Annotated in this window: 16 protein-coding genes; 5 read left to right on the plus strand and 11 right to left on the minus strand. The window is 63.1% G+C overall.

What is annotated here, in order from left to right:
- Positions 1-50 precede the first annotated feature (50 nt).
- On the plus strand, positions 51-533 hold the full coding sequence (locus tag AC0WR5_RS15990; RefSeq protein ID WP_475864602.1) for a transglycosylase SLT domain-containing protein: 483 nt from the start codon (positions 51-53) through the stop codon (positions 531-533).
- A 7-nt stretch (positions 534-540) separates the two neighbouring features.
- On the opposite strand, the gene mobA is transcribed toward AC0WR5_RS15990, so the two are convergent.
- Entirely contained in the window at positions 541-1,158 is a 618-nt protein-coding gene (gene mobA, locus AC0WR5_RS15995) for a molybdenum cofactor guanylyltransferase MobA (RefSeq protein ID WP_475864604.1), read from the minus strand.
- A gap of 104 nt (positions 1,159-1,262) precedes the next feature.
- On the opposite strand from mobA, the gene AC0WR5_RS16000 reads away from it, so the two are divergent.
- Together AC0WR5_RS16000 and AC0WR5_RS16005 are read left to right on the plus strand one after the other, a co-directional pair.
- Entirely contained in the window at positions 1,263-1,991 is a 729-nt protein-coding gene (locus AC0WR5_RS16000; protein ID WP_475864606.1) for an AzlC family ABC transporter permease, read from the plus strand.
- On the plus strand, positions 1,988-2,314 hold the full coding sequence (locus tag AC0WR5_RS16005; protein ID WP_475864608.1) for an AzlD domain-containing protein: 327 nt from the start codon (positions 1,988-1,990) through the stop codon (positions 2,312-2,314). The genes AC0WR5_RS16000 and AC0WR5_RS16005 overlap by 4 nt, the downstream gene beginning before the upstream one ends.
- Before the next feature lie 16 nt (positions 2,315-2,330).
- On the opposite strand, the gene AC0WR5_RS16010 is transcribed toward AC0WR5_RS16005, so the two are convergent.
- From AC0WR5_RS16010 to AC0WR5_RS16030, 5 genes are all read right to left on the minus strand, one after another.
- Positions 2,331-2,933, minus strand: coding sequence for a hypothetical protein (locus AC0WR5_RS16010; protein ID WP_475864609.1), 603 nt, complete (start codon positions 2,931-2,933; stop codon positions 2,331-2,333).
- A 51-nt stretch (positions 2,934-2,984) separates the two neighbouring features.
- Positions 2,985-3,119 carry an aa3-type cytochrome c oxidase subunit IV gene (locus tag AC0WR5_RS16015; protein WP_475864611.1) on the minus strand — a complete coding sequence of 45 codons (135 nt, stop codon included), beginning with the start codon at positions 3,117-3,119 and terminating at the stop codon, positions 2,985-2,987.
- A 69-nt stretch (positions 3,120-3,188) separates the two neighbouring features.
- Entirely contained in the window at positions 3,189-3,653 is a 465-nt protein-coding gene (locus AC0WR5_RS16020) for a DUF6173 family protein (RefSeq protein WP_475864613.1), read from the minus strand.
- 3 nt (positions 3,654-3,656) lie between these two features.
- Positions 3,657-4,700 (minus strand): MBL fold metallo-hydrolase, encoded by a 1,044-nt coding sequence (locus AC0WR5_RS16025; RefSeq protein ID WP_475864614.1) that lies wholly within the window; start codon positions 4,698-4,700, stop codon positions 3,657-3,659.
- Positions 4,697-6,424, minus strand: a complete 1,728-nt coding sequence (locus AC0WR5_RS16030; protein WP_475864615.1) for an acyl-CoA dehydrogenase — start codon at positions 6,422-6,424, stop codon at positions 4,697-4,699. Before AC0WR5_RS16030 ends, AC0WR5_RS16025 begins: the two co-directional genes overlap by 4 nt.
- 138 nt (positions 6,425-6,562) lie before the next feature.
- On the opposite strand from AC0WR5_RS16030, the gene AC0WR5_RS16035 reads away from it, so the two are divergent.
- Complete coding sequence (locus AC0WR5_RS16035; protein WP_475864617.1) at positions 6,563-7,513, plus strand: L-threonylcarbamoyladenylate synthase; 951 nt, start codon at positions 6,563-6,565, stop codon at positions 7,511-7,513.
- A gap of 3 nt (positions 7,514-7,516) precedes the next feature.
- Here the strand turns inward: AC0WR5_RS16035 and AC0WR5_RS16040 are convergent, their stop codons facing one another.
- Positions 7,517-8,140, minus strand: a complete 624-nt coding sequence (locus AC0WR5_RS16040) for a YqgE/AlgH family protein (protein WP_475864619.1) — start codon at positions 8,138-8,140, stop codon at positions 7,517-7,519.
- A 114-nt stretch (positions 8,141-8,254) separates the two neighbouring features.
- Here AC0WR5_RS16040 and AC0WR5_RS16045 point away from each other — a divergent pair, with 114 nt between their 5' ends.
- Entirely contained in the window at positions 8,255-9,064 is an 810-nt protein-coding gene (locus AC0WR5_RS16045) for a protein-disulfide reductase DsbD domain-containing protein (RefSeq protein WP_475864621.1), read from the plus strand.
- A gap of 10 nt (positions 9,065-9,074) precedes the next feature.
- Here the strand turns inward: AC0WR5_RS16045 and AC0WR5_RS16050 are convergent, their stop codons facing one another.
- The 4 genes from AC0WR5_RS16050 to AC0WR5_RS16065 form a co-directional block, all read right to left on the minus strand.
- Entirely contained in the window at positions 9,075-12,479 is a 3,405-nt protein-coding gene (locus AC0WR5_RS16050) for an efflux RND transporter permease subunit (RefSeq protein WP_475864622.1), read from the minus strand.
- Positions 12,480-12,482: 3 nt separating this feature from the next.
- The gene (locus AC0WR5_RS16055) at positions 12,483-13,961 is read right to left on the minus strand and encodes an efflux RND transporter periplasmic adaptor subunit (protein WP_475864624.1); all 1,479 of its coding nucleotides are present in this window, start codon (positions 13,959-13,961) and stop codon (positions 12,483-12,485) included.
- Positions 13,962-14,072: 111 nt separating this feature from the next.
- The gene (gene moaB / locus AC0WR5_RS16060; protein WP_475864625.1) at positions 14,073-14,609 is read right to left on the minus strand and encodes a molybdenum cofactor biosynthesis protein B; all 537 of its coding nucleotides are present in this window, start codon (positions 14,607-14,609) and stop codon (positions 14,073-14,075) included.
- 30 nt (positions 14,610-14,639) lie between these two features.
- Positions 14,640-15,440, minus strand: a complete 801-nt coding sequence (locus AC0WR5_RS16065) for a uracil-DNA glycosylase (RefSeq protein WP_475864626.1) — start codon at positions 15,438-15,440, stop codon at positions 14,640-14,642.
- Positions 15,441-15,529 lie beyond the last annotated feature (89 nt).

Below are 15,529 nucleotides of genomic sequence, written 5' to 3' on the forward strand. Positions count from 1 at the left end.
CCACCTCTTCGCCTAATCGGAAAACAGAGCAACTGTATGGAGCAAAGAGGATGCGAGCCCCTGCCCGCTGTCTTGCCGTAATCATGCTGGTGGCCCTGGCGGCCTGCAGCAGCGCCCAAAGCGATATGACAACGCGGGCATATTTCGTGGACCCCTCGCCGCTGCACCCGAACGAGACGCCGGAGCTGCGCAACCTTATCGAGAAATACGCGACCGAATACGAAGTGCCCGTGAAACTCGTGCAGAAGGTTGTCGTCCGGGAGAGCACCCATCGCCCCGAGGCTCGCAACGGTCCCTACTACGGGTTGATGCAAATCCTGCCGGCCACTGCCCGTTCCATGGGGTTCTCTGGCAATGCACGCGACCTGCTCGATGCTGAAACGAACCTCAAGTACGCGGTCAAGTACCTGCGCGGCGCATGGCTGCTGTCTGACGGCAACATGGATACTGCGGTGAAATGGTATTCCCGCGGCTACTACTACGAGGCCAAGCGTCAGGGAATGCTGCACGAAACCGGCCTGCGTACGAACTGAGCTGCATCTAGGCCGTTCTCGCCACCCAGGCTTCTGCCCGCCTAAGGTCGTCCGGCGTGTTGATGTTGAAGAACGGATCGCCGCGATCCGTGGGAAAAACGGCAATGGCCGGCGCATGTCGATCCGCCCATTGCCGCACTTTCCTCAGGTCCTGTTCCAGGGCCAGCAGCAAATCGTCCAGCAAGGCAACCGGCCAGAGGCCGAAGGTCGGTTGCAGGTTTGTTACGCCATCTCCCCCCCCCAGACCGGCCGCAAGCGCAAGGCCGCTCTCACTGTGTTCGGACGCCAGCAAAAGTTGCGGCACGAGATCCCCCGGTGCAAAGGGCGAATCCACCGGTACCGTCACCACCAGTGACGCACCAAGTTCCCTGGCCCATTGCATGGCAGTCGCAATGCCGGCAAGTGGCCCTGGACGGCCCGATATGACGTCTGGCAACCGCAGCACGGCGCCCGGCAAGCTCAGATCAGGTTCATCGCTGTTTACCGCGACCACCGAGACCTGTGGTTGAAGTCGCGCGAGGGCGTGGTCGAGAAGCCGTGTTCCGCCGAGCTGACAGGTTGCCTTGTCCACCGCGCCCATTCGGCTCGACCGGCCACCGGCGAGAATGACACCGGGAATGATCATAATGCCCCCTACCCAACGTCACTTCTGCAATGCTGACAGAACACGGAAGAATGTGCGCGGCGATGAATTGTCTCTTTTCGAAGGTCAATGTAGCGTCCGCCCTCATGGCAGTCCATGATGACACACTCACGGACGCGACAACGCGTCCGACATTCTGGAAAGGGACCCGTGACGGGCTACCCTTCCTGCTTGTCGTGGGCCCTTTCGCCCTGCTCTTCGGCGTGGTGGCCACCGAGGCCGGGTTGAACATGTTCGAAGCGCTCAGCTACTCCGTGGCGGTGATAGCGGGCGCAGCACAATTCGCCTCGCTCCAGCTGCTGGATGATGGGGCACCGGCGGTTATCGCGCTCGTCTCGGCGCTGGCGGTCAACCTGCGAATGGCCATGTACTCAGCGTCTCTAACCCCCTACCTAGGCAAGGCTCCGCTCTGGCAACGGGCGCTTGCCGCCTACCTGACCGTCGATCAGACCTACGCGTGCTCCATTCTCGCCTACGAGGACAACCCGCGCTGGACCATTGCGCAGCGCTTTTCCTACTTCCTGGGCGTGGCCGTGACGGTCTGCCCGATCTGGGCCGTCATGACGGTCCTGGGCACGCTGGTGGGCAGCACCATCCCCGCGGGACTGGCCCTCGACTTTGCCCTCCCGATCACTTTCGTCGCCATGGTCGCTCCGATGCTGCGAACAGCGGCACATGTCGCTGCGGCAACCGTCTCCGTGGTTATTGCACTGATCCTGGCCGGATTGCCCTACAACGCGGGCCTGCTGATCGCCGCAGTCGCCGGCATGGTGGCAGGGGCCCAGGTCGAACTATGGATGGAGCGCCGCTCATGATCGACCGAGGAGAACTGTGGTTCGTCATCATCGGACTGGGACTGGGCAGCTTCGCGCTGCGGTTTGTCTTCATCGGGCTTATCGGTGACAGGCAGATGCCAGGCTGGCTGATGCGGCACCTGCGCTACACCGCCGTGGCCGTGCTGCCGGCTCTCGTTGCGCCTTTGATTGTCTGGCCCGCCGCCACCGGCGGGGAAACCGACCCAGCCCGCCTGATCGCCGCACTGGTTGCACTTGCCATCGGGATCATCTGGCGCAACACATTGGCAGCCATCATCGCAAGCTTTGCGACGCTCTACCTCTTGCTCTGGCTGGTTGGCTGACGCCGGAATGCGTGCCTCAGCTGGCGTCAGCCGCGAGCTGAGCTGGGGTTGGCGTGTAATCCTCATAGTAGACGTCACCCTTCACGCCGGTCACACCCTCGAATTCCTCCGAAAGCGTGTTGGGGAACATCGTCACCTTGATGCCTTCGAAACCTGGCAGGTTCTTCAGCAGGGTTGAGGTGGATTGCGCGCACATGGCTGCCCCAACGCGCCCACGATCATAGGCCATGGCGAGCGCCTGCTCGGCCACGTCGGCAGGTACGGCGACACGTTGGGTCAGAACGTTATACTCGGGACGAGCATGCATGTTCTTGTAGGCCTGCCAGAAGCCCGGATCGATGCCGACCAGGACATCTCCCTGCCGCGCGATGTTCTCATGCCGGAAGGACCCTGCAGGATCAAATATCACCTGTTCGCTCGCATTGATCAGCAATGCGGTATGCCCCCCAGATCCCGTGCGGTTGTTGCGCACGGTGACAAGCGTCAGAGCCGGCGGTTCGCTGCTCGAATAGGAAGGGCGCTTGTCACCCTCGCGGCCTGCAATGACCGCAGAGGTGCGGTCGGCGGCACAGCCCGCCAGGGCGACCAAGGCCGCTACCGCCAGTATCAGGGATTTCATCGCGAGCTCCGTCGCTCAGGCCCGGCCACTGGGGCCTTGGGCGAACAGGTTTCAGCTGTTGAACAGCGCCAGAAAGACCAGAATTCCGATCGAGACGGCGGCGGCGACGCCGGCCATCCGGAGAAAGCCCTCAAAGGTCTTTTCCTGTTCCTCGATATTCATATCACCGACTTTGTAATCAGCCATCTTGCGGGCTCCTCCTGAACTCACGTAACTCTACGCTTGTTACCGGAAAGCGCGCATCATGTCATCAGCTTAGCTATCGCCGGGCTGGGACTTTTCCAGATCTGCGCGCAGGCGGAAACCAATCCGTCGCGGTGTTTGCTCCGGTGTCTGCTTCGGCATCGCGCGCAGCACTACGGAAAGTTGCGAAACGTGCTGTACAAGCTGCATCTTGGCGCCATTCGCGTCGACCCCGAAAAAGGTCACGATGTCCGGGTCGAAATAGCCCATGCCCTCGATCCTGAGAACGCCTGCGTCGCTGCCGGCAAAGCCCATCGCGACCTCCTGCTCTGCATCCAGGGTCTCTTCGAAATTCTGGATATAGAGGATCAACCGCTCGTAGGCCCATTCCGCCGCGCTCTTCTCGGCGATGGGCCTGTCGATCACTTTCGACGGCAGGTCGGCCCCGCAGCCCTTCCCGTCCGTGCGCACTTCGTGGCGGCACGGCAGCACGGCGTTTTCAACGGCCTCCGCGCTGGTGTCGATCTCTTCTCGCATTTGTCATCCCTCCACGCTGCTCCATTCGAACGCGCCATCTGATCGCAGTCTCCGGCTGACACGATTGCCTCGGTACAGGTGATTGAGATGGGCCACGGCCTCTACCATGGCAAGGCCATAGGTCCCTTCGTCAATGGTACGTCGAAAGAGCACCGGAAAGCATTCGACTGCCGTGCGCGGCATTTCCAGGTAACCCTGCAGGCGATCAAGTGCCGTCAGATGGTTGTCGATCATCTGCCCCAGACGCATGGGCAGGCCTGTAAAGGGCAGCTTATGACCACAGAGCACCAACTGGTCATCCTGCGCCAACAATGCCAGACGACGCGAAGCCTCCAGCCATTCTCCGAGCGGATCAGCATCCGGCTCGGTGGGATGAACACCAATGTTGGGACTGATCGAGGGAAGCAACTGGTCACCACCGATTACCAGCGCGTCATCGCAAGACCAGAGCGTAATATGCTCCGGAGCATGTCCATTGCCCATATGCACGTCCCACCGGCGACCGGCAGCGCGGAAAATATCACCTTGCTGAAGCCGCTCGTAGCCTACCGGTATCGGGTGCACCGCATCGATAAAGTTGAAGGGGCGCTGCCCCATCCGCGCTTCAAAGACAGAGGGATCCATCCCCGCACGGATCCAGAACACCGCGGCGGCCTCGGAGGGCACCTCTTCGACATCGAGCAGCAGCATCCGCGCCATCAACCACGCCGTCCGCGAGGAGACATGCGCTGCGCCATGCTCCTTCTGGAACCACCCAGCCAGCCCGCAATGATCGGGATGATGATGGGTGATCAGCACCCGGTTGACCGGCCTGCCCCCCAGCGGCCCATCGAGCAACGCCTGCCAGATCGCTATGCTCCGCGACGTATTCACACCGGTGTCGACGATGGTCCAGCCATCCCCGTCATCCAGCGCGTAGACGTTCACGTGATCCAGCACCATGGGCAGCGGCATCCGGATCCAGAGGACACCCTCCGCCACCTCGACCGCCTCGCCCGTGGCAGGAGGTTCCTCCCAGGGAAAGCGGATCGGGGCGTTAAGGGTCATGCTGTCAGATCCTCGACTGTCAGGGCATAGAGATCCGCCGCACCGATCGTCGCATGAGCCAGGAGGCCCACATGTTCAGGCAGCATCCGCGCGATGTAGAAACGCGCAAGCCGGCTGCGTGGCCCTTCGCCACCCTCAGCCAGGGCAGCCTTCAGGTGGAAGAATCCCCCAAGTACACGGGCAAAGCCCATCAGGTATGGCACCGAACCGGCGAAACGGTCGTTCAGATCCTTTTGCGCCAGCATCCACTCTGTTGCCTCGCGCAGGGTCTCCACCGCCTGCCAGAGCGGTTCGGCCAGATCGTCGTGCGCCCCACGCGCACCTTCCGCCAGCTCCATCATCTCGTCGATCAAGGCAAAGGCCGCGTCACCTTCGTCCATCATCTTTCGGGCAACCAGGTCCATCGACTGGATGCCATTGGTGCCTTCATAGATCGCGGTGACACGTACGTCGCGGCTGTACTGAGCCGCCCCGGTCTCCTCTATGAAGCCCATGCCACCATGCACCTGCACGCCGAGTTCGGAGACGCGCATTCCGGTTTCAGTCCCAAAGGCCTTGGCAATCGGCGTAAGGAAGGCTGCGCGCGCCTTCCAGGCGGCCTCGCCCGTGGCCGTAGCCATGTCGATCGCAACGGCGCAGGACAGGGCGATCGCCCGTGCGCAGAAGATCTCGGCGCGCATCGTGGCCAGCATCCGCCGCACGTCTGCATGGTCGATGATCGCACCGGTGCCGTCCGGCTTTCCCTCCAGTGCAGTGCGCCCCTGCTTACGGTCAAGCGCATAACCGAGCGCCTGCTGATAGGCGCCCTCGGCCGCCCCCAGGCCCTGGATGCCCACACCCAGGCGTGCGTTGTTCATCATGGTGAACATCGCTGCCATGCCCCTGTGCGGCTCGCCGATCAGCCAGCCCTTCGCCCCGTCGAATTGCATCACAGCGGTCGGCGATCCATGCAGGCCCATCTTGTGCTCCAGGCTGACGACACGCAGGTCGTTCGCCGCGCCCAGCGATCCATCCTCATTCGGCAGGTACTTGGGCACCATGAACAGGCTGATCCCCTTCGTTCCCGGGGCACCGTCAGGCAGCCGCGCGAGCACAAGGTGGCACACATTGCCGCCGAAATCGTGATCGCCCCAGGAGATGAATATCTTCTGTCCGGTCACGGCATAGGTGCCGTCGTCATTCGGTTCGGCCTTGCTGCGAAGCGCGCCCACGTCGGACCCAGCGGAGGGCTCCGTCAGGTTCATCGTGCCCGTCCACTCACCACTGATCAGCTTCGGGAGATAGAGTGCCCGGATCTCGTCACTGGCGTGATGCTCAAGCGCCTCGATCTGGCCCTGGGTCAATAGCGGGTTCAGCCCAAGGGAAAGGCACGAGGCCGAGAGCATGTCGTTCATTACGCTGGTAAGGGTACCCGGCAACGCCATGCCACCATGGGCCTCTGTGGCTGACAGACCGAGCCAGCCGCCTTCGGCCAAGGCCCGAAAACCTTCCGCGAACCCCTTCGAGGTCCGCACGACGCCATTTTCCAGCACGGCCGGATCAAGATCCCCGTTGCGTTGCAATGGTGCCCAGACCTCTTCGGTCAACCTACCCAGTTCAGCCAGGATGGCATCCACGGTATCGGGGGTAGCCTCTCCGAATTGTTCGGTCTTTGCCACCGCGTCGAAATCAACGACATGGTCGAACATGAAACGAAACTCGGCTACGGGTGCGCGGAACGGCATTAGTGGTCTCCTCCCTCTCCACCTTGGCATCCAGGATGCCCGGCTGTATGGCACAATCGTCCGGGGTGCTAGCCTACGCGCAGATCCCGTGTCATCAACTCGAACGCCGCGTCACAACCCGAAGGCCCTGCATCCGCCATGCCGACGACCCGCCGCCTGGGATCCTCTCCCGAAGATATCGCAACTGCCACGGCCCTGCTGAAAGGCGGAGAGCTCGTCGCGATTCCCACGGAAACCGTCTATGGGCTGGCCGCTGATGCCGGCAGCGACAGTGCCGTTGCTGCGATCTATGCCGCCAAGGGGCGCCCCGCCTTCAACCCCTTGATCGCCCATGTCGCCACACTTGAGATTGGCCAGCGCTACGCCGAGTTCCCCAAGGAGGCGCTGGCCCTGGCCAGAGCCTTCTGGCCCGGCCCGTTGACACTTGTTCTTCCCATGCGCCCCGACGCGGCTCTGTCGCCCGTCATGACGGCCGGGCTCTCGACGGTTGGACTGCGGGTGCCCGACCACCCGCTGACCCGCAACGTCCTGTTGACCTTCGACGGCGCGCTCGCCGCCCCTTCGGCCAATCCCTCCGGCCGGATCAGCCCGACAGAGGCCGACCACGTACTGCATGGCCTCGATGGAAAGATATCTGCAGTACTTGACGGCGGTGCCTGCGGCGTGGGGGTGGAATCGACGATTGTCGCAGTCGACACCGGCGGTACTCTTCGACTGCTGCGACCCGGGGGGATCGACGCCGCGGATATCCTCCGTGAGACCGGACTGACGCTGTCGGATAACTATCCTGAAACAGGGATTGAGGCCCCGGGGCAGATGACGTCCCACTATGCGCCGCGTGGCACCATGCGCCTGAACGCCGTAACCACCGAACCCGGCGAGGTGCTGCTCGGCTTTGGCGCTGTTTCCTGTGAACTGAACCTGTCGCCCACGGGTGACCTCTCCGAGGCTGCGGCCAACCTGTTCCGGATGATGCGCATGTTGGACGACAAGGGAGTGGACAGGATCGCTGTCTCGCCGATCCCGGTCGAGGGGATCGGCCTCGCGATCAACGACCGGCTTACCCGTGCCGCAGCTCCCCGCGACTGAGCCTCAGGCCCGGCCGAAGGTAGAGGACAATGCGATGGGATCTATGCCCTGTTGTTCCATGGCCTTCTGCCATTTGCGTCCGTCATCAGCGTCGAATACTAGGCTGGCAGAACTGTCGCCGACAAGCCATCCGTTTTCTGCGATCTCCGCCTCGAGCTGGCCGGCCGCCCAACCGCAATAGCCCAGGGCAATCAGGCTTTCGCGGGGGCCCTGCCCTGTCGCCAGGTCCTCCAGGATATCAAGCGTAGCCGTCATGCCGATCTCGCCGGTCACTGGCAACGTGGCGACGAAAGAACTGTATTCGGTCGAATGCAGCACGAACCCGCGCTCTTCTTCGACCGGCCCGCCGGAGTGAACGGTACCTTCAAGTGCCGCGCCTTCATCCTCGATGGCCAGATGCTCCAGAAGCCTTGCGAGGCTGACTTTCTCGGCGCGGCGGTTGACCATAACGCCCATGGCCCCGTCTTCGGAATGTGCGCAGATCAGAATCACCGATTTCGTGAAGCGCGGGTCCGGCATCCCCGGCATCGCGAGAAGCAGTTTTCCGGTCAGATTGAAGGACTGCGGCATTTTATGTGCCTTCTCTTCCTTGAAATCGGTCGCACCTTTCCCCTTTTTGGAGCGCAAGTTGCTGTTTCGCAACCAGTTTGCCCGTGGTGCCGATCACCGGTCCTCGTGTTTCATCAGATATCGCCGCTTTGTGAGTTGGCAAGGCGCCTGGGATTGGCCATCTGTGATGCCATGAAGAGACAGATCGCCACACTCGCCATTCTGATCACCTCCGTATGTGCGGCCGTGCCCGCCGCGGCCAATCCCTACGCCGGGTACCTCGACGTCCGTGTGTTGCCCGGATGGCGTTCGGAGAGCGGAGAGCACGTCGCGGGCCTCGAACTGACGCTCGCACATGGCTGGAAAACCTATTGGCGAACCCCCGGCAGCGCAGGCATCCCCCCAACTTTCGACTGGTCAGGCTCGGAAAACGTCTCGAATGTAGAGATCGTCTGGCCGCAACCGTCGGTTTTTGATCGCGACGGCCTGCGCTCGATCGGCTACAAGGACAAGGTGATCCTGCCTCTTCGGATCACGCCCCGCGACGGCGCCAAACCCGTCCAGCTGAAGGCCGACATCCAGCTGGGCATCTGTGAAACAGTCTGCGTTCCCCTTGAGGTGCGAGTCTCTGCCGATCTCCCGGCAAACGTGACACGCCGCGATCCGCCCATTGCTGCGGCTCTTGCCGGTCGCCCCTACACGGAGAAGGAAGGCCAGGTCCGCAAGGCAACCTGCCGTTTCTCGCCAAACAAGGATGGTATCGGTGTCGAGACGCGGGTCGACATGCCTTCGGCCGGAGGCGAGGAAGTTGCCGTTATCGAACCCGCCTCACCCGATCTGCTCGTGTCTGATGCCCGCAGCCGCCGCGAGGGGAATACGCTGATCAGTCAGGCGGAAATCAGCACCAGCGCTCCCAGCATGATGCTGGACCGCTCCGGCCTTCGGATCACGATCCTCGGCAGCAAATATTCCGTCGAGATTGACGGCTGCGACGCCGGGTGAGCTACTCTCTTCAGGTTCGCTGACCACTGCTGCTGCGGCGCATCTGAAGGACGGCTGCAACGAGAAACAGGACCAACAGGAAGAGCGCGGCGCCGCCAAGGAAGAGTGTCAGCGCCGCCAGTAGGACCGGGGCTGTTTCCACCGCGGGAATGACCGATGTCAGCCCCGGCCAGAGTGCGCCCGTCCAGATCGCGTATCCCATCGTCATCGCCAGCCAAAGTGCCAATACCGCAATCCCGATCCGACTGAGGCGGCGCAGTTCCGGCGCCCGGTGCGCGCGCAGGGACCGGCGCAGGGCATCCCGCATTCGCGCGACGTCCTGCTGCATTGCAAGCAGGGCCGGCACCACAAGCAGCACGAGCACCATGCCAAAGCCCAGACCATAGACCAGCGTCACTACAGTGGGCTTCAGGAACTGGGCCTGGCTGGAGCGTTCATAGAGCAATGGAGCCAACCCAAGGACCGTGGTCAGAGTCGTCAGCATCACCGGGCGCAAACGATCGGCGGCACCGTCGATAATTGCCGGCACAAGCCCCCTCTCCTCGGCATATTCGTCAACCGTTGTCACCAGGACGATTGAATCGTTGATGATGATCCCGCTCATCCCGATCAGACCGACGATGGAGAACATCGACATCGGCAGATCCCAGAGCGCATGCCCGTAGATCGCGCCGATGACACCGAAGGGGATGATCGCCATGACCACCAGCGGCCTGGTCCAGCCGGCAAAGACCCAGGCCAGCACAAAGTAGATGGCTGTCAGGACCAGTAAGAGCCCGGTCAGCGCATCGGACAGGAAGCGATCCTCGTCCTCGGCCATGCCGGAAAGGCGGAAATTCACCTGCATATGGGCGGCAATCTCCGGCAGGATCTCGTCTTCGAGAGCGCCCATGATTTCCGAAGCTCGGGCGGGGTCATCTTCCGAGATATCGCCGGTAACCGTCAGGACGCGCAGCCCGTTTTCGCGCAGTACAGTAGAGAACCCGTTGCGGCGCTCCACCCGGACGATGTCGGACAGGGGGACATAGGTTCCGGACGGTGTACGCATCATCGTGCGGTCAAGGAAATCCGCGGTCAGTTCCTCCGCTGGCAGTTCAACGCGCACCTCTGCGCTGCGGGGACCATCGGGATAGGTCGCTGCCTCTATGCCGTTAAGCCGGTGCCGAAGCACCTGACCAAGCGTATCGATCGAGAAGCCGAGCGCCTGTCCCTGCGGCGTCAGATCGAGGACCAGTTCCTCCTTGTCGTAGGCGAGGTTGTCCTCGACCGCAGACACCTCAGGGTAGCGCAGCAAGTCTGCCTGCAGTGCTTCGGCCGCTGCCTTCAGGCGGGGGGCATCCGCCCCGTAGAACTGGACAGAGAGCCCGTCTCCCTCAGGCCCGGAGCGCCACCCACGAAAAGATATGACCTCGGACAGCGGATGCGGTCGCACGGCGTTCTGCAAATCCTCCACGAAGGCAAAACTGGAGTAGGGCCTCAGGTCCGGATCGATCAGCTCGATGGAGATTGCCCCGAGCTGATCGGCGTCGCGGGTTTCCGCGCCTGCCAGGTCACGACCACTGTTGCCGCCAATCTCGGCCATGACGTAATCGACCGGGTTGCGCCCGTATTTCGCCTGATATTCGGCAGCAAGATCCTCGGTCGCGCGCTGCATCTCCCGCATCATGGCCAGGGTATCCTCGCGAGTGGCCCCCGGCGCCATCATGAAATTGCCGGATACCGAGCCCCTTTCGGGCGCGTTGAAGAAGCGCCAGGACACATCGCCCCGGACAAGGAGCGCGACCTGCGTGGAGAAGATGACCAGCACAAGGGCCAGCACCGGATAGCGCGCCCGTACCACTGCCACCATGAAAGGCCGGAAAAGCCTGTCCCGCCCCCAGGAGAACCCACGGTTCACGACGCGTGACGGGGCATCATACCACTGACGCCGATCCGCCCTGGCCAGGGCATGGCTCATATGGTTGGGCAGGATCAGGAAGCACTCCACGAGCGACGCCAACAGCACCACGATCACCGTGAAAGGGATATCCGAGATCATCTCGCCGAAACGGCCCTCGATTACGGTCAGCCCGAAGAAGGCGATAACCGTCGTCAGCGTGGCCGAGAACACCGGCATGGCCATGCGGCTGGCCGCGCGCTCCGCTGCCTCTATGGGGCCCTCGCCGCGTCTGCGAACCCGCGAATCGGCGTATTCGGCGACAACGATGGCATCATCGACAACAATGCCCAAGGTGATGATCAGCGCAAAGAGGGAGATCATGTTCAGGGTCAGCCCGAAAGCGTACATCAGCGCGATTGCCGTCAGCATGGAGACCGGGATCCCAGCGGCAACCCAAAGAGCGGAGCGCGCGTTCAGGAACAGGAAAAGCAGCGCCAGGACCAGCGCCAGCCCCATGGCGCCGTTCTCGATCAGCAGGTCGAGGCGCGCCTTGATGTTGTCGGCCCTTGTGCGGATCAGGTCCAGCGTGGTGCCCGCCGGCAGCGTCCCCTGCATCTCGCGCGCCACGTCTTCGACCTGTTGCTGAATGCGAATGGCATCTCCCTCGTCGGAACGGTCCACGCGGATCGAAATGGCGGGGTTGCCCCCCACGAAATAGGCCCTCTCTCGGTCCACACCATCCACGCTTACATGGGCCACGTCGCCAATCCGGAGCGTCGTGCCGTCCGGTTCGGAGCGTAGCACTATGGCCTCGACCTCTGCTGCCCCGCGTTTCTGCGTTCCGGTGCGCACGCGGGCATTGGCGCCATCGACCTCGCCGGCGGGGTTCGCATCGGTTTCAGCCGTGATCGCCATCGCGATCTGTTGCATCGTCAGGTCATGTGCCATCAGATTGAGAGACGGGACTTCGACGATCTTCTGCGGTGCGGCGACACCGCGGATCGTCGTGCGCGTCACACCAGCCGCGAAGAGGCGTGTAACGAATTCATCCGCCAGGCCCGCTAGTTGCTCGACGGCGACCGGCCCTGTCAGCACCACGTCAGTCACCCTGTCACGCCAGACCCGGCGCGATACCTCCGGCGCCTCGGCCTGTTCGGGCAGGTCGCTGATACCGTCGACCGCCGTCTGCACGTCATCGAGGGCGCGCGCCATGTCCCAGCCCGGCTCGAATGTCAGGTCGATTCGGGCACTGCCCTCACGCGATGTGGCCTCGCTCCCCTCGACGCCCTCGACTGTCAGCAGCGTAGGTTCCAGCATCTGGACGACGGCGGCGTCGATATCCTCGGCGCCGGCACCGTCCCACGAGATGTTCACCCGGATTTCGTCTAGGATCACGTCTGGGAAATACTGGGCACGCATGTTCGGAAGTGCCGCCAACCCGGAGGCCAGCATCAGCACCAACAGAAGGTTTGCGGCAGTTCTATGACGGGTGAAGTAACTGAGAATGCCGTTGGCCCGGCCCGGCATTCTCTTCATGAATCAGCCGCCCATCCGGCTTTCCAGGCGCGCAACCATGCTGGCGGGCACCATGGCCTCCTCCAGCTGGCCAAGAAGGCGCAGCTTCACTTCGCCGGGCATGGCCGCACTCTTTTCAACGAAGGCCACGAGGCGTGCGCGGTGCTCCGGCGTCAGCTCGATCAGGGCCGCCTCGTGCACTGCCGCAGCGCCGGTCGTGGCGGCAGCCTCTTCGCCCCCCCCCAGGGGAAGGGCCAGGATACCTGGCCCAAGCAGCGGGCTGCGCTCCGTCACAACTTCGCGCCCTTCCAGCCCCTCTCCCTGCACGAGGATGTCATTGCCCTGACGGCGATGCAGCGTCACCGGAAGCAACTCAAGCCGGCCATCGGGATCGACCACCAGAACTGTGCTGGAAGAGTCGATCGCCGTTGCCGGCAGGCGAACCATCTCGGCCAGTTCCGGCTCCTCGACGTGGACTGTGACGAAATCGCCGGGCTTAAGGCCCTGCGCCGAATCCAGCTCACCAATGATCAACCGACCGGTCTGTCCCTCTCCGACGGATGCACCCGAGCGCCGGACCTGACCTATCGCAGAGATATCGACGTCAGAGAGATCCAGCGTCGCCTTCAGCGGAAGAGGCAACAGCTGGCCTTCCTCGTCGAGTAAACGCGCAAATTGCGCAGCAGAGACACGAAAAGCCACCTGCAACGCCGCCGGATCTATGAGCTCGGCCAGAACCTCGTTTTCCGCCAACAGCCTGCCTTCGGAGAGTGTGACACCGGATAATGCCCCGTCGAATGCCGCACGAATCTCGGTATCGGCCAAGTCGCGCTCTGCATCCGTCAGGGTAAGCTCGGCCCGGCGCAGCGCAGTTGCGGCACTGTCCACGCGCGCTTCGGCCTGCGCCAGGGCATTGCGGGATGCTAGCACGGACTGCCGGGCAGAGGAGGCATTCAGCTCGGCCTCTTCCAGTGCAGCGGCGGCCCCGACGCTGCGCTCGACCAGCTGTTCCTGACGCTCCAGTGCTTTCTGGCGCAGGTTCGCCTGGTCCTGCGCCGCCACCAGCGTGTCTCGGGCAATCAGCAAGGCCCGCCCCGCATCGCGCACTTCGGCCTCGGCATCGGAAAGGTCTGTTGCTGCCCGGTCCAGGGCTGCCTGGGCCGTCGTCGGATCCACCCGGAGCAGAAGATCACCCGCGCGCACCTGTCCACCTTCGGCAAACTCGGGCGCCAGCCAGACGGCCGCCCCTGGCGCAGGGGCGCGTAGTTCCAGCCTGCGGCGGCTCTCCACCTCGCCATAGGCCGTCATCACCGGCACCACGGCTTCGGGCAATGCGCGCTGAAGGTTCACGGCGAAAGCGCGTTCGCGCACCTGCGGCACGAAGGGGTCTTGCGACAGCCTGGCATCAATGGCGCGGGTGACGATGACCACGGCATAGATCAGCAGGCCGATGGTCACGGCCAGCAGGAACAACCCGGTGAGGCTGCGGCTCAGGAATCTCATCGCTTGCTAATCCAGTCGGAACGGGCGCGCCAGAATAGCATCATCCTAACGTAGAGCGGGCATTGCAGACCAGAAACTTATGCGTGCAAACCGAGTGTTCGGGACCCCGCGCTATTTTCGTCGCAGGTGTTCATCAAGGCGCGGCATGATTTCGACGAAATTGCAGGGAGCATGGCGATAATCGAGCTGCCTGACCAGGATTTCATCCCAGGCATCCTTGCAGGCGCCGGTACTGCCGGGCAGCGCGAACAGGTAGGTCCCTCCGGCCACGCCGCCTGTCGCGCGGCTCTGCACGGCAGAGGTACCGATCTTCTGCATCGAGACGATGGTAAAGATGGTTCCGAAGGCATCGATCTCCTTCTCATAGACGTCGCGGTGCGCTTCGACGGTCACGTCACGACCGGTCAGGCCCGTCCCGCCGGTGGAGATTACCACATCGACACTCTCGTCCGCGATCCAGGTACGAAGCTGTTCGGCGATCAGCGCGCGCTCGTCCCTCAGGATCATGCGGTCAGCCAGAACATGGCCCGCAGCCTCGATCCTTGCCACCAGGGTGTCGCCGGATTTGTCCGTCTCGAGGGTACGCGTGTCACTGACCGTCAAAACCGCGATACGCACGGGAATGAAGGCTTTTTCGGTACTTGCCACAGGTCGGCCCCTTTCGATTTTGCCCTTAGCTCAGCTCCTGCGCTCCAGCCGGGCGCGGATTTCAAGCAAATCGGCCCAGGCATCACGCTTGGCATGCGGCTGGCGCAGCAGGTAGGCCGGGTGCGTCATCGGCATGGCCGGCAGGCCAAAGGCCTCGGCCCACTTGCCGCGCATACGCAGGATGCCACGCCGCCCGAGCGCGGCCTGGCACGAGATGTTGCCCATCAGGATCATTATGTCGGGTTTCGCCAGCGCCACGTGTTTTTGCACGAAGGGCAGCATCATCGCGATCTCCTCGGGCTTGGGATCACGGTTCTGCGGCGGACGCCAGGGCATCACGTTGGTGATATAGACCGCCTCTTCGCGCTCCTCCGCCAGGCGGGACAGACCGATAGCCTCGAGCATGCGGTCGAGCAGCTGACCCGCCCGCCCCACGAAGGGCTTGCCCATCCGGTCCTCGTCACGACCTGGGGCCTCGCCGAGGATCATCACCCGCGCCCCCGGTCTTCCGTCCGAAAATACGAGATTGCGCGCACCACGCTTCAACTCGCAGTGATCATACGCGGCGATGGCAGCCTGCAATTCTTCGAGAGAGCCCGCTGCCTCGGCGGCCTGCCTTGCCACGTCGACGGCGTCGACCTCCTGGCGTACGCGCACTGGCTCCTCTGTTTGTCCGGCCCGTGCAGCCGGCTTGCGCGGCTCTTCCGGCACCACTTCGAAGCGGTCTATCGGGGTCTCGCCGATACACTCGTCGATGCCCATCTCAACCTGCCAGTCCAGCAGTGCATGGGCCAGATGCCAGTCGGTTTGCCAGTCGTGCGTCGATTCCATGGCCGCACCCTATCCCGGCCTCGCGACAGGCGGAAGCACCGCTTGCCGCTGCCCCGGCCGCAGGCCTATAAGCGGCCAGAGTACGCGCG

Source organism: Pseudooceanicola sp. DL12 (assembly GCF_056270665.1).

Excerpts from the sequence above, each read along its gene's own strand:
- AC0WR5_RS15990 (WP_475864602.1), top strand. The coding sequence starts at position 51 with ATGCGAGCCCCTGCCCGCTGTCTTGCCGTAATCATGCTGGTGGCCCTG.
- mobA (WP_475864604.1), bottom strand. The coding sequence starts at position 1,158 with ATGATCATTCCCGGTGTCATTCTCGCCGGTGGCCGGTCGAGCCGAATG.
- AC0WR5_RS16000 (WP_475864606.1), top strand. The coding sequence starts at position 1,263 with ATGGCAGTCCATGATGACACACTCACGGACGCGACAACGCGTCCGACA.
- AC0WR5_RS16005 (WP_475864608.1), top strand. The coding sequence starts at position 1,988 with ATGATCGACCGAGGAGAACTGTGGTTCGTCATCATCGGACTGGGACTG.
- AC0WR5_RS16010 (WP_475864609.1), bottom strand. The coding sequence starts at position 2,933 with ATGAAATCCCTGATACTGGCGGTAGCGGCCTTGGTCGCCCTGGCGGGC.
- AC0WR5_RS16015 (WP_475864611.1), bottom strand. The coding sequence starts at position 3,119 with ATGGCTGATTACAAAGTCGGTGATATGAATATCGAGGAACAGGAAAAG.
- AC0WR5_RS16020 (WP_475864613.1), bottom strand. The coding sequence starts at position 3,653 with ATGCGAGAAGAGATCGACACCAGCGCGGAGGCCGTTGAAAACGCCGTG.
- AC0WR5_RS16025 (WP_475864614.1), bottom strand. The coding sequence starts at position 4,700 with ATGACCCTTAACGCCCCGATCCGCTTTCCCTGGGAGGAACCTCCTGCC.
- AC0WR5_RS16030 (WP_475864615.1), bottom strand. The coding sequence starts at position 6,424 with ATGCCGTTCCGCGCACCCGTAGCCGAGTTTCGTTTCATGTTCGACCAT.
- AC0WR5_RS16035 (WP_475864617.1), top strand. The coding sequence starts at position 6,563 with ATGCCGACGACCCGCCGCCTGGGATCCTCTCCCGAAGATATCGCAACT.
- AC0WR5_RS16045 (WP_475864621.1), top strand. The coding sequence starts at position 8,255 with ATGAAGAGACAGATCGCCACACTCGCCATTCTGATCACCTCCGTATGT.
- AC0WR5_RS16050 (WP_475864622.1), bottom strand. The coding sequence starts at position 12,479 with ATGAAGAGAATGCCGGGCCGGGCCAACGGCATTCTCAGTTACTTCACC.
- AC0WR5_RS16055 (WP_475864624.1), bottom strand. The coding sequence starts at position 13,961 with ATGAGATTCCTGAGCCGCAGCCTCACCGGGTTGTTCCTGCTGGCCGTG.
- AC0WR5_RS16065 (WP_475864626.1), bottom strand. The coding sequence starts at position 15,440 with ATGGAATCGACGCACGACTGGCAAACCGACTGGCATCTGGCCCATGCA.